The sequence below is a fragment of the Streptomyces kurssanovii genome (assembly GCF_040677245.1).
GTDB classification, from domain to species: domain Bacteria; phylum Actinomycetota; class Actinomycetes; order Streptomycetales; family Streptomycetaceae; genus Streptomyces; species Streptomyces kurssanovii.
This window is the reverse complement of sequence record NZ_JBFAQK010000011.1, coordinates 1-12873: the sequence shown is the minus strand read 5'-3', so window position 1 is coordinate 12873 and position 12873 is coordinate 1. Positions and strand designations below refer to the sequence as shown.

Annotated in this window: 10 protein-coding genes; 5 read left to right on the top strand and 5 right to left on the bottom strand. The window is 71.2% G+C overall.

Annotated features, from left to right (window positions below):
* The first annotated feature begins 3 nt into the window (after positions 1 to 3).
* Complete coding sequence (locus tag AB0K36_RS11150) at positions 4 to 2868, top strand: stealth conserved region 3 domain-containing protein (protein ID WP_364591475.1); 2865 nt, start codon at positions 4 to 6, stop codon at positions 2866 to 2868.
* A gap of 8 nt (positions 2869 to 2876) precedes the next feature.
* Complete coding sequence (locus tag AB0K36_RS11145; RefSeq protein ID WP_364591472.1) at positions 2877 to 4268, top strand: hypothetical protein; 1392 nt, start codon at positions 2877 to 2879, stop codon at positions 4266 to 4268.
* 79 nt (positions 4269 to 4347) lie between these two features.
* On the opposite strand, the gene AB0K36_RS11140 is transcribed toward AB0K36_RS11145, so the two are convergent.
* Together AB0K36_RS11140 and AB0K36_RS11135 are read right to left on the bottom strand one after the other, a co-directional pair.
* A complete protein-coding gene (locus AB0K36_RS11140; RefSeq protein WP_364591469.1) occupies positions 4348 to 6477 on the bottom strand; it encodes a 3-hydroxyacyl-CoA dehydrogenase NAD-binding domain-containing protein in 2130 nt (709 codons plus the stop codon).
* Positions 6474 to 7700, bottom strand: a complete 1227-nt coding sequence (locus AB0K36_RS11135; RefSeq protein ID WP_189471673.1) for a thiolase family protein — start codon at positions 7698 to 7700, stop codon at positions 6474 to 6476. Before AB0K36_RS11135 ends, AB0K36_RS11140 begins: the two co-directional genes overlap by 4 nt.
* Before the next feature lie 243 nt (positions 7701 to 7943).
* Here AB0K36_RS11135 and AB0K36_RS11130 point away from each other — a divergent pair, with 243 nt between their 5' ends.
* Positions 7944 to 8096: a hypothetical protein gene (locus tag AB0K36_RS11130; RefSeq protein WP_364591466.1), complete on the top strand. Its 153-nt coding sequence runs from the start codon at positions 7944 to 7946 to the stop codon at positions 8094 to 8096.
* Complete coding sequence (locus tag AB0K36_RS11125; RefSeq protein WP_364591463.1) at positions 8057 to 8545, top strand: LysR substrate-binding domain-containing protein; 489 nt, start codon at positions 8057 to 8059, stop codon at positions 8543 to 8545. The genes AB0K36_RS11130 and AB0K36_RS11125 overlap by 40 nt, the downstream gene beginning before the upstream one ends.
* 60 nt (positions 8546 to 8605) lie before the next feature.
* Here AB0K36_RS11125 and AB0K36_RS11120 read toward each other — a convergent pair whose 3' ends face one another.
* The 3 genes from AB0K36_RS11120 to AB0K36_RS11110 all read right to left on the bottom strand — a co-directional run bounded on the left by AB0K36_RS11120 (position 8606) and on the right by AB0K36_RS11110 (position 11600).
* On the bottom strand, positions 8606 to 9892 hold the full coding sequence (locus tag AB0K36_RS11120; protein ID WP_364591460.1) for an HRDC domain-containing protein: 1287 nt from the start codon (positions 9890 to 9892) through the stop codon (positions 8606 to 8608).
* A 79-nt stretch (positions 9893 to 9971) separates the two neighbouring features.
* Positions 9972 to 10634 carry a helix-turn-helix transcriptional regulator gene (locus AB0K36_RS11115; RefSeq protein WP_005310513.1) on the bottom strand — a complete coding sequence of 221 codons (663 nt, stop codon included), beginning with the start codon at positions 10632 to 10634 and terminating at the stop codon, positions 9972 to 9974.
* 270 nt (positions 10635 to 10904) lie between these two features.
* Positions 10905 to 11600: a DUF3000 domain-containing protein gene (locus tag AB0K36_RS11110; RefSeq protein ID WP_364591456.1), complete on the bottom strand. Its 696-nt coding sequence runs from the start codon at positions 11598 to 11600 to the stop codon at positions 10905 to 10907.
* 92 nt (positions 11601 to 11692) lie between these two features.
* Here AB0K36_RS11110 and hemE point away from each other — a divergent pair, with 92 nt between their 5' ends.
* On the top strand, positions 11693 to 12754 hold the full coding sequence (gene hemE, locus AB0K36_RS11105) for a uroporphyrinogen decarboxylase (RefSeq protein ID WP_364591453.1): 1062 nt from the start codon (positions 11693 to 11695) through the stop codon (positions 12752 to 12754).
* Positions 12755 to 12873 lie beyond the last annotated feature (119 nt).

Sequence of the window (12873 nt, the reverse complement as noted above, 5' to 3'; positions counted from 1 at the left end):
TGTATGAAGATCGCGTTCCTGCTGGCGCGTGCGGATGTCATGAGCGACGCCGAGCGCGCCGTGTTCCAGCATGCGTCCCTGCTCGCCCACCGCCACGAGGTCCGTGTCGTCAGCGTCTTCAAGGCGCGGCGCAGGCGTTTCGTGTCCCCGGACGAACGGATCGCCGTCCAGTTCCTCGTCGAGGCGGCGGAGTCGGTCCATCAGGCCGTACGCCGCTCGGGACCCGACGCCGCGACCGGGGCGGCCCTGGCCGCCATGCCCAGCGAGATCGTCGAGCGGCGCTGGGACGGCCTGTACCACCGGCTCGCCGACATCGAACTGGAGTACCTCCTCCAGGACATCGACGCGGACGTGGTCGTCCCCACCTCTCCGGCGCTGCTCGCGTACGTGGCCCGGTTCGCGCCCGCGCGTGTGCTCACCGTCCACCATGAGCTGCGTGCCGTGGAGAGCGGGGGAGCCGAGCGGGAGCCGCTGGCCCTGCACGGCGCGCGGTGCGACGCCCTCACGTTCTCCGGCGCGCGCTCGCAGCAGTGGTTCGCCGACACCTTCGGCCCCGGCGCGGCCAGGCTGACTCATCTGCCGCCGGGCCTGCCCGAGGGCTTCCGGCCGCGTTCCACCCTGGAGACGCGGATGGTGACCATGGCCTCCCGGCTGGAGAAGGAGTCCCGGATCGGGGACGTGCTCGGCGCCTGGGCCAAGGTCACCGCCCTCCACCCCACATGGACGCTGCGCATCCTCGGCGACGGGCCGCACGGCAGGTCCCTCCGGCAGCGCCGGGACCAGCTGGGCCTCCAGGGCAGTGTGCAGTTCATCGGCGAAGCGCCGCACCAGGCGGAGGAATGGGCGAAGGCGAGCATCGCGGTGAGCACCGCCGACGAGGACGCCGTCGGCCTTTCACTGATGGAGGCTCAGGCAGCGGGGGTCCCGGTCATCGCCTACGACGCCCCGGGCGTCTCCCGCGATGTCGTGATGGAGGGCCAGACCGGCCTGCTGGTGACCCCGGGGGACGTCGATGCCCTCACGTCGGTCCTGCTCGCGGTGATCGAGCAGCAGGAGATGCGCCACTCGCTGGGCCGGTCGGCCGCCTCGTACGCCGCCAGGTTCCGGCCCACGGAGGGGTGGGAGACGCTGCTCGCCGCGCTGCGGGCCGATCAGTCCTCCGGGCGCCGGGAGCTGATGAAGGCGGAGCGTGTGGCGGCGTACGCGCTGCACTGCGGAGTCGACGGCAAGGGCCGGCCGGCCGCCGCCGCGCCTACGAGCACCCGGCACTCCCGCCGGCTCTCGAACGCGGAGCAGCGCGTCCTTCAGGGCGGGACCGGGCTGGTGCGTGACGGCGGACAGATCTGCCGGGTCACCGACGCCGAGACGCCGTTCGACGTGATCCAGGCCAACCTCGCCCTGGCCGCGAACGCCCTCGAGCAGGGCGGAATCCCGTACTTCGTGACCCGTACGTCCAAGATCAGGCACAGTCTCGCCGTGTTCGTGGGACAGCGGGAGGCGGCGCTCAAGGCCCTCGCCGACAGCTGCCAGGGCCAGGCGGTGTACATGGCTCTGCTCAACGACTCCGACGCCGCCATGACGACGACGCTGGCCTCGCTGGCCACCGATCACGTGAACACGCCGTGCGCCGGGGTGCGGGTCTACCAGAACGTGGTGACACCGGCGCGCACGCTGCGGCTCGGGGCGGCGTACGGGTGCACCATCTCCTTCTGGGAGGAGGATCCGGAGGAGCCGGACCACATGACCTCCCCGCTGCGCACCCTGATCGGCTCCCGCATCCCCAAGGAGGCCCTGACCCGGGTCCCCACCGTTCTGGGCGGGCGGCGGTACCCGACGATCGCACCCTTCGAGCGGACGCTGCACCACGACGTCGCCTTCCCCATCGACGCCGTCTACACCTGGGTCGACGGATCGGACGTCGACTGGCTGGAGCGGAAGAACGCGGTGCTCGCCGCGAAGGGCATGGACACAGAGGACGCGGCGGCCAGCGCCGCCCGCTTCCGCAACCGCGACGAACTGCGCTACTCACTGCGCTCGCTCGACATGTACGCACCCTGGATCCGCAACATCTACATCGTGACGGACCGCCAGGTGCCGGCCTGGCTCGACCCGGCCCACCCGCGTGTACGGGTGGTCGACCACACTGAGATATTCGGCGACGACGGCGCGCTGCCCACGTACAACTCGCACGCCATCGAGAGCCGGATGCACCACATCAAGGATCTGTCGGAGCAGTTCCTGTATTTCAACGACGACGTCTTCGTGGCCAAGCCGATCCAGCCGAGCCTTTTCTTCCTCGGCAACGGGCAGTCCAAGCACTTCATGTCGTCGAACGCCATCCCGATGAACCCGGTGCGGCTCACCGACGAGTACAGCCGCAGCGCGGCGAAGAACAACAGGGAGCTGATCTCCTGGGCGTTCGGGCGGCTCCTCGTCAATTCGTTCATCCACGCGCCGCACCCGTTGCGGCGCAGCGTGATGTACGACCTTGAACGGACCTTCCCCGAGCAGCTCAGGGCCACGGCCGCGAGCCAGCTGAGGGACCGCTCCGACGTGTCGGTCGCCTCCTCGCTGCACCACTACTTCGGCTACTACACCGAACGCAGCGTGCCCGGCAGCATCTCCAGCGGCTTCGTCAACGTCGGTATCAGCGAGCAGGTCAAGAAGCTCAACCACCTTCTCGCCGCGCGCTCCAACGACGTCTTCTGCCTGAACGACTTCCACGACGGCGACGTCTCGGAGGACGAGCAGGACGCCACGCTCGCCGCCTTCCTCCCCAGCTACTTCCCGATCGCGAGCCAGTTCGAGGCGGGATCGGCGCGCAACCAACTCTTCCATGCCGGCCGCCTTCCCGGCTGGCCTCTGTAAGGAACAGCGTGAACAAGTTCTGCATCCTCGGCAATTCCGTCGCGACGTCACGCCGCCCGGAGGAATCCCCGATGGCCGGCTGGGGCCAGTACGTCCAGGAATTCCTGGGGCCCGGTTACGAGGTCAAGAACTTCGCCCGGGACGCGATGACGCTTCGGGGCTATTTCACCGACCGGTTCGTGAAGCTGTTGAACATCCTGGAGCCTGGGGATTTCGTGGCGATCGACTTCGGCGCCGTCGAGCAGCGGGTCAATGTGCCGCTCAGATATCACAGCCCCCGCGAGTTCAAGGAGTATCTGAGGCTCTACGTCGAGGGTATCCGCGGCGAGGGCGCCGTTCCCGTGGTGGTGACCCCCGCCGCGCGCTGCGTCTTCGACGTGCACGGGAACGTGTCGGACACCCATGACGGATATGCGCAGTACGCACGGGAGGCCGCCGCGGAGACCGGGGCCGTCCTCGTCGACCTCAACGAACTCACGACCCGGATGCTGCACCAACTCGGCTGTACCAGGGCGAGGGCCCTGTTCCGGTGGGAGGACGCCGGTGCTCATCCGAACCACCCCGAGGGGATCATCGACTCCACGCACTTCAACGAACCGGGCGCCCGCGAGGTGGCCAGGCTCTTCGCCGGGGCGCTCCGGTCGGCCCCGGGCATCGCACCCGGAGTCGTCGACGCGGAAAGGCTGATACCCGGTGACTGTCCGGCGGTGCTGCCCGAATTCACCGTGCAGAACCCCGAGTCCGCTCTCGTCGAACAAGGCCGCGTCGGCGCCCCGCCCGTCATCACCTCGCCCGTGCATGGCCGGATGGTCAGCGGGCAGCTGAAATTCACGGGTACGGCCGAGCCGGGCACGAGCTATCTGCTGTTCTTCGCCGGGGTGGGGGAGTACATCGGCGGCACCTCCGTCAACGCCGAGGGCCAGTGGATGTGGCGGCGCGTGGTCAGCTGGCCGGCGGGCGAGCACGTCGTACAGACCGTCGGTCTCCACGACCGAGGCATGTCGCCTGTGGCAGCCGTGGGATTCGTGGTCCGTGACCACGTGGAGGCACCCGCGGTGCTCGGCCCGCGCGAGGGGGCGTGGAGCGGCCCACGGCCGAGGTTCTCCGGCACGGCCGCCGAGGGCGTGAGCAAGGTGATGGTCCTGGAGAGCGGGCGCCTGATCGCCGAGGCCGCCGTCAAGGAGGACGGCAAGTGGAGCGTGAAGCACCCGCACGACTGGGAACCGGGCGTCCACCACCTCGAGTTCGTCTCCGTCTTCAGCGCGCTGCGCTCCGCCCCGGCCCGGCTGACGCTCAAGGTCCACGGCATCCCCCGGGACAACTGGCTGCGTGAATCCGCGCGTGCCCGCCGCACCTGCGGGACCGCGTGCGAGCACCTTCCGCACGAACCGGCCTGGTGACGGCCGACCGCACTTCGGCCCCCGAAACGCCTCCGCCCCGGCACCGCGTCTGCGGTACCGGGGCGGAGGGCTGTGCGCGTTACGCCGGGACGCTCGCCACGCCCGGAGCGAGGAACGGCTTGCCGTTCACCCGCTGCGAGACACCCTCACGGTCCAGGTACGGCGTGATGCCGCCCAGGTGGAAGGGCCAGCCGGCGCCCGTGATCAGGCAGAGGTCGATGTCCTGGGCCTCGGCCACGACGCCCTCCTCGAGCATCAGGCCGATCTCCTGCGCGACGGCGTCCAGGACGCGGTCGCGGACCTGCTCCTCCGTCAGGACGGTGTCGCCCTGCTTGAGGAGCGCGGCGACCTCCGGGTCCAGCTCCGGCTTGCCGGAGTCGTAGACGTAGAAGCCGCGCTTGCCGGCCTTGACGACCGCGGCCAGGTTCTCGGAGACCGTGAAGCGCTCCGGGAAGGCGCGGTTCAGGGTCTCGGAGACGTGGAGGCCGATGGCCGGGCCGACGAGCTCCAGCAGGACCAGCGGCGACATCGGCAGGCCGAGGGGCTCGATGGCCTTCTCGGCGGTGGCCACCGGGGTGCCCTCGTCGATGACGTTCTGGATCTCGCCCATGAAGCGGGTCAGGATGCGGTTCACGACGAACGCCGGGGCGTCCTTGGTGAGCACCGCGGTCTTCTTCAGCTTCTTCGCGACACCGAAGGCGGTGGCCAGCGAAGCGTCGTCCGTCTTCTCACCGCGGACGATCTCCAGCAGCGGCAGGACCGCGACCGGGTTGAAGAAGTGGAAGCCGACGACCCGCTCGGGGTGCTTCAGCTGCGACGCCATCTCGGAGACCGACAGCGAGGAGGTGTTGGTGGCGAGGATCGCGTGCGCCGGAGCGACCGCCTCGACCTCCGCGAACACCTTCTGCTTGACCGACATCTCCTCGAACACGGCCTCGATGACGAAGTCCGCGTCCGCGAAGCCCTCGGCCTTGTCGAGCACACCGGTCACCAGGGCCTTGAGGCGGTTGGCCTTGTCCTGGTTGATACGGCCCTTGCCGAGCAGCTTCTCGATCTCGGCGTGGACGTAGCCCACGCCCTTGTCGATGCGCTCCTGGTCGATGTCGGTCAGCACGACCGGCACCTCGAGGCGGCGCAGGAACAGCAGCGCCAGCTGCGAGGCCATCAGACCGGCGCCGACGACGCCGACCTTGGTGACCGGGCGGGCCAGGCTCTTGTCCGGCGCGCCGGCCGGGCGCTTGCCGCGCTTCTGGACCAGGTTGAAGGCGTAGATGCCGGAGCGCAGCTCGCCGCCCATGATGAGGTCGGCCAGGGCCTGGTCCTCGGCGTCGAAGCCCTTCTGCAGGTCGCCGTCCTTGGCGGCCTCGATGATGTCGAGGGCGCGGTAGGCGGCCGGAGCGGCGCCGTGCACCTTGGAGTCGGCGATGAACCGGCCCTTGGCGACGGCCTGGTCCCAGGCCTCGCCGCGGTCGACCTCGGGACGCTCCACGGCGATCTCGCCCTTGAGGACGGACGCCGTCCAGAGCAGGGACTGCTCCAGGAAGTCCGCGCCTTCGAAGATCGCGTCGGCGATGCCGAGCTCGAAGACCTGCGCGCCCTTGAGCTGCCTGTTCTGGCTGAGCGAGTTCTCGATGATGACCGAGACCGCGCGCTCCGCGCCGATCAGGTTCGGCAGGATCGCGCAGCCGCCCCAGCCGGGGACGAGACCGAGGAAGACCTCGGGCAGCGAGAAGGCCGGGATCGCCTTGGAGACGGTGCGGTACGAGCAGTGCAGACCGACCTCGACGCCGCCGCCCATGGCCGCGCCGTTGTAGTACGCGAAGGTCGGGACCGCGAGGCCGGAGAGACGCTTGAAGACGTCGTGGCCGCCCTTGCCGATGGCGAGCGCGTCGGAGTGCTCCTTGAGCAGCTCCACGCCCTTGAGGTCCGCGCCGACGGCGAAGATGAACGGCTTGCCGGTGACGCCGGCGCCGACGATGTCGCCGTTCGCCGCCTCCGCCTCGACCTGGTCGATCGCGGTGTTCAGGTTCGCGAGCGACTGCGGGCCGAAGGTGGTCGGCTTGGTGTGGTCCAGGCCGTTGTCCAGCGTGATGAGCGCGAAGCGCCCGGCGCCGCCGGGGAGGTCGAGGTGGCGTACGTGCGCCTGGGTGACGACCTCGTCGGGGAACAGCTCGGCTGCGCCCTTCAGGAGTTCAGCGGTGGTGGTCACTTGTCGCCTCCGGCGTCCTTGTGGTGCGGGTTCTCCCAGATGACCGTGGCGCCCATGCCGAAGCCGACGCACATCGTGGTGAGGCCGTAGCGGACCTCCGGCTGCTCCTCGAACTGGCGGGCCAGCTGCGTCATCAGACGGACACCGGAGGAGGCCAGCGGGTGACCGTAGGCGATCGCGCCGCCGTACTGGTTGACGCGCGCGTCGTCGTCGGCGATGCCGTAGTGCTCGAGGAACGCCAGCACCTGGACGGCGAAGGCCTCGTTGATCTCGAAGAGGTTGATGTCCTCGATCGACAGGCCGGCCTTGGCGAGGGCCTTCTCGGTCGCGGGGATCGGGCCGTAACCCATGACCTCCGGCTCGACACCGGCGAAGGCGTACGAGACGAGGCGCATCTTGACCGGGAGGTTGTGCTCGCGGGCGAACTCCTCGGACGCGATGATCGAGGCGGTGGCGCCGTCGTTCAGACCCGCGGCGTTGCCGGCGGTGACGCGGCCGTGGACGCGGAACGGCGTCTTCAGGCCCGCGAGGGACTCGAGCGTGGTGCCCGGGCGCATCGGCTCGTCGGCGGTGACCAGGCCCCAGCCGGTCTCGCCGGCCTCGGGGTTGGTGCGGCGGACCGAGACCGGCACCAGGTCCTGCTGGATCTTGCCGTTGGCGTACGCCTTGGCGGCCTTCTCCTGCGAACGCACGGCGTACTCGTCGGCGCGCTGCTTGGTGATCTGCGGGTACCGGTCGTGCAGGTTCTCCGCGGTCATGCCCATGAACAGGGCCGACTCGTCGACGAGCTTCTCGCTGACGAAGCGCGGGTTCGGGTCGACGCCCTCGCCCATCGGGTGGCGGCCCATGTGCTCGACACCACCGGCGATGACGGCGTCGTACGCGCCGAACGCGATGGATCCGGCGACGCTCGTCACGGCGGTGAGCGCGCCGGCGCACATCCGGTCGATGGAGTAGCCGGGCACGGACTGCGGCAGTCCGGCGAGGATGCCGGCGGTACGGCCGAGGGTCAGACCCTGGTCACCGATCTGCGTGGTCGCGGCGATGGCGACCTCGTCGATCTTCGCGGGGTCGAGGGCCGGGTTGCGGCGCAGCAGCTCCCGGATGGCCTTCACGACGAGATCGTCGGCGCGGGTCTCGTGGTAGATGCCCTTCGGGCCCGCCTTGCCGAACGGGGTGCGGACGCCGTCGACGAAGACGACGTCCCTGACGGTACGAGGCACGATGGCTCTCCTCCAGGGTGCGGGGTTGCACTGCTGCGGGCGCACGGCTGAGCGTGCGCTTGCTCGCCCCATGCTACTTGTGGGTAACCAGGCTGCCCACCCCCTGGGCCGGGAGCGGTGAAGGTCACACGTCGCAGGCGGCTGCGCCGAGCCTTTCCCCGCCCCGGTCAGGCGCGAAACGCCCCGCTCCGGTGGTCGCTCGGTACGCACGGCCGCACCGGCGGCAGCCGGCGCCGTCGGTCGGTGGGGGAGCTGACCGGTCTGATCCGGGGCCGGCTGACGGTCGGCATGGTGGCGGGATGCGCCGTCACGCCGTTCTTCGACGGGCTCGCCGTCTTCCACCGGGCGCACCGGGGGTGGAACTGCGTCTGCTGGAGGACGACTCCGACCGGCTGATCGAGGCGGTACGCGAGGGCGGCGTGGATCTGGCGCTCGTCGGGACCGCCGCCCCGGCGGTCGAGGGCCTCGACACATGGGCGGTGATCAGCGAGCGGCTCGTCGTCGCCGTCCCCCATGACACGCTCTCGCGCGGTGCCGCCGCGTCACGCTGCGGGAGGCCGCGGCCCACCCGCTCCGTCCGCATGCCGTCCGGCACCGGCCTGCGCACGGTGCTCGACAGCGCCTGCGCGGGGCAGGGGATCGAAGCCCGGATCGCACTCCGGGCGAGCGCCGCGGACGCCGTCGCGGACGTCGCCCGGCGGGGACTCGGTGTCGCGGTGCTGAGCCGGTCCATGGCAGCCGGGTATCAGGACGGACCGACGCCCGGCTCATCGACGACGTGCGGACCCCCGCGCAGCTCGCCCTTGTGCGGCGGCGGACGGGCAACCCCGCGGTGCGGGCGCTGAGCGCCCACTGCCGCGGGGCCTTCACCGAGGTCGCGGACCGCGTCGCGGTGGACGCGGCCGCTACGCCGGGCCGGCCGTGAGCGACCCGGCCAGCAGGGGCGCGACGAGCTGCCGCTGCCACTGACGCGCGCCGAGAGACTCCAGCATGTCGGCCACCGACGTGACCGTGACCGTCGCGGGCGGCTCCCAGCACACGCGCCGCACCGTGTCCGGCGTGATCAGGTTCTCCTGCGGCATGTTCAGTTCCTCCGCCAGCGCGGAGACCGCCGCGCGCGCGGCGGACAGGCGGGCCGCGGCGGCGGGATCCTTGTCGGCCCACGACCGCGGCGGCGGCGGACCGTTCAGCGGCTGGCCGGGCTGCGGGAGCTCGGAGTCGGGCAGGGCCTTGGCCCGGTCGACCGCGGCCTGCCACTGCTCGAGCTGACGCCGGCCCATCCGGTGCCCGAAGCCGGGCAGCGCGGTGAGGGCGTGCACGTTCGCGGGCAGGGCGAGCGCGGCCTCCACGATCGCGGCGTCGCCGAGCACCTTGCCGGGCGACACGTCCCGGCGCTGGGCGACCCGGTCGCGCACTGTCCACATCTCCCGCACGACCGCCATCTGGCGGCGGCGGCGCACCTTGTGCATCCCCGACGTACGCCGCCAGGGGTCGCGGCGCGGCGGCGGGGGCGGGGCGGAGGCGATCGCGTCGAACTCCTGGTGGGCCCAGTCGAGCTTGCCCTGCCGGTCCAGTTCCTTCTCCAGCGCGTCGCGCAGGTCGACCAGCAGCTCCACGTCGAGCGCCGCGTACCGCAGCCACGGTTCGGGCAGGGGGCGGGTGGACCAGTCGACGGCGGAGTGGCCCTTCTCCAGGGCGTAGCCGAGGACGCTCTCGACCATCGCGCCGAGCCCGACCCGCGGGAAGCCGCCGAGCCGCCCGGCCAGCTCCGTGTCGAAGATCCGCGCCGGGACCATGCCTATTTCGCGCAGGCAGGGAAGGTCCTGGGTCGCGGCGTGCAGGATCCACTCCGTGTCGGCGAGCGCGTCGCCGAGCGCCGACAGGTCGGGGCAGCCGACAGGGTCGACGAGCGCGGTGCCGGCGCCCTCACGGCGCAACTGCACGAGGTACGCGCGCTGTCCGTAGCGGTAGCCGGACGCGCGCTCCGCGTCGACGGCCACGGGGCCGGTGCCCGCCGCGAAGGCGGCGATCACCTCGGCCAGCGCGTCCTCGTCGGCGACAACCGGGGGGATGCCTTCACGGGGCTCCAGCAACGGGATCGGCAGCCCTGCGGCAGGGACCTCGTCGTCCGAGGGGGCGCCCCCGGTGGTATGCAGTGTCGTCTCTGCTGCGGTCTCTTGGGCGTCGGTCACGTGTCAAGGGTATCTGTGAACGGAACGCGCCCGTCGACGGAACGTTCCGTCGACGGGCGCGGGAAGAATTACGGAGCGGTCAGTGGATGATTCCGGTGCGCAGTGCCACGGCCACCATTCCGGCACGGTCGCCCGTGCCCAGCTTGCGGGCGATACGGGCGAGGTGGCTCTTGACGGTCAGCGCGGACAGGCCCATGGAGACGCCGATGGCCTTGTTGGACTGGCCTTCCGCGACGAGGCGCAGGACCTCGACCTCGCGGCCGGACAGCTCGCGGTAGCCGCCCGGGTGGCTCGGGGCACCCGGGGGGCGACGGTGCATACGGTTCGCCGCGGCGCCGATGGGGGCGGCGCCGGGGCGGGTCGGGTGGCCGATGTTGGTTCGGGTGCCGGTGACGACGTAACCCTTGACGCCGCCGGCCAGGGCGTTGCGCACGGCGCCGATGTCGTCGGCGGCGGACAGGGCCAGGCCGTTGGGCCAGCCCGCCGCGCGGGTCTCGGACAGGAGGGTCAGCCCGGAACCGTCGGGCAGATGGACGTCGGCAACGCAGATGTCGCGCGGGTTGCCGACGCGGGGACGTGCCTCCGCGATGGACGACGCCTCGATGACGTCACGGACCCCGAGTGCCCACAGGTGGCGGGTGACGGTGGAACGGACGCGCGGGTCGGCCACGACGACCATGGCCGTCGGCTTGTTCGGGCGGTAGGCGACCAGGCTTGCGGGCTGCTCGAGAAGAACGGACACCAGGCCTCCTGGAAAGGTGCGGGACGGAGCCGGCTCGGGGGGTGAAGCCGGGGCGAACCGTGCAGTTGGGTCATTGACCTCTTCGGCACCGAACCCGTCCGCCTTTAGAGAATGATCACGATTTGGTGAGTAATAATCGGGGCAATTCGGACAGGCGATCGATCATCCTACGAGCGAACCGTTCAGGCGGGCGGTCCACGGGCGGCGTGAGAGCCCGCTGCTCCGGCGCACGGCCGCGCCCAGTCTCCCCACGCCGCGACCCCGGCCCGGTCAGGTCTGCTGGGGGCCGCGACGCTGCGGAAGGGTCACCACGCCCGTCGCGTTGTCCGCCGGACCGGCCGGGGACGGCGGCAGTCCGGCGATCTGGCAGAGCAGATCGCACCAGGCCGCGAGGTGTGCGGCGGTGTCCGGTGCCCCGCCCGGACCCTCGCGGGGGGTCCATGACGCGCGGATCTCGATCTGGGTCGCGGGACGCCGGTCGGAGAGTCCTCCGAAATAGTGAGACCCCGCGCGGGTGACGGTGCCGCTCGGCTCCCCGTACGACAGCCCGCGCGCCTCCAGTGCGCCCGTCAGCCATGACCAGCACACCTCCGGCAGCAGCGGATCCGCCGCCATCTCCGGTTCCAGCTCGGCCCGCACCAGGGTCACCATCCGGAACGTGCCGTTCCAGGCGTCGTGGCCGGCCGGCTCGTGGAGCAGCACCAGACGGCCGTCCGCGAGATCGTCCTCACCGTCGACGACCGCCGCCTCGAGCGCGTACGAGTGCGGGGCGAGCCGCTGCGGAGGCCGGGTCGGTTCGACCTCGATCTCCGGCCGCAGCCGTGCGGACCGCAGCGCCTCCACGGCATGACGGAACGCGGGCGGAACAGCGCCCGCTTCGGTACCGGGGTCACTGCTCGGTTCGGGGTTCCCCTTCTCGTCAGCGCTTTTGGAATGATCGGAAAAATGTCCCTGAGCCGCAGCCATGCGGGGAAGAGTAGGCGGAACGGGGGCTTCGCGCAGGGAGGGACACCCGGGCCGGGGCGGGCACTTCCCGCGCACATGCGAAGATTCAGTGCGTGAGCGCCAACAACCGCCCCCCGGGCCACCAGACGACGTACGACTCCGCTTTTCTGAAGGCGTGCCGCCGCGAGCCGGTGCCGCACACGCCGGTCTGGTTCATGCGTCAGGCGGGCCGCTCACTGCCCGAGTACCTGAAGGTCCGCGAAGGCATCCCGATGCTCGAGTCGTGCATGCGGCCCGACCTCGTCACGGAGATCACGCTGCAGCCCGTGCGGCGGCACAAGGTCGACGCGGCGATCTACTTCAGCGACATCGTGGTGCCGCTCAAGGCCATCGGCATCGACCTCGACATCAAGCCGGGCGTGGGCCCGGTGGTCGCGGAGCCGATCCGCACCCGCGCCGACCTCGCGCGCCTGCGCGACCTCTCGCCGGAAGACGTCTGGTACGTCACCGAGGCCATGGGGATGCTCACCGGCGAGCTCGGCGGGACCCCGCTCATCGGCTTCGCCGGCGCGCCCTTCACCCTCGCGAGCTACCTCGTGGAGGGCGGGCCCTCGCGCAACCACGAGAACACCAAGGCCCTGATGTACGGCGACCCGCAGCTGTGGGCCGACCTGCTGGACCGCCTGGCGGAGATCACCGCCGCCTTCCTGAAGGTCCAGATCGAGGCCGGCGCGTCCGCGGTACAGCTCTTCGACTCGTGGGTGGGCGCTCTCGCTCCCGCCGACTACCGGCGCTCGGTGATGCCCGCGTCGGTCAAGGTCTTCGAGGCCGTCGCCTCCTACGGAGTCCCGCGGATCCACTTCGGCGTCGGTACGGGCGAGCTGCTCGGCCTCATGGGCGAGGCGGGCGCCGACGTGGTCGGCGTCGACTGGCGCGTCCCGCTGGACGAGGCCGCGCGCCGGGTCGGCCCCGGCAAGGCGCTCCAGGGGAACCTGGACCCGGCGGTGCTCTTCTCCACGCCGGAGGCGGTCGAGTCCAAGACCCGTGAGGTGCTGGACGCCGCCGCGGGGCTGGAGGGCCACGTCTTCAATCTCGGGCACGGGGTCCTGCCGACGACGGACCCGGACGCGCTGACGCGGCTGGTGGCGTACGTGCACGAGCGGACCGCGCGCTGATTCCGCCCGGACACGCGGCTCGCCGCGGTGCCGGCCGGCCCCCCCCGGGCCGCACGGGGCTGCACAGGGAAAGGGTGAGACGTCCAGCCATCTAGCGCACCGCTACGCCGATAAGGCGG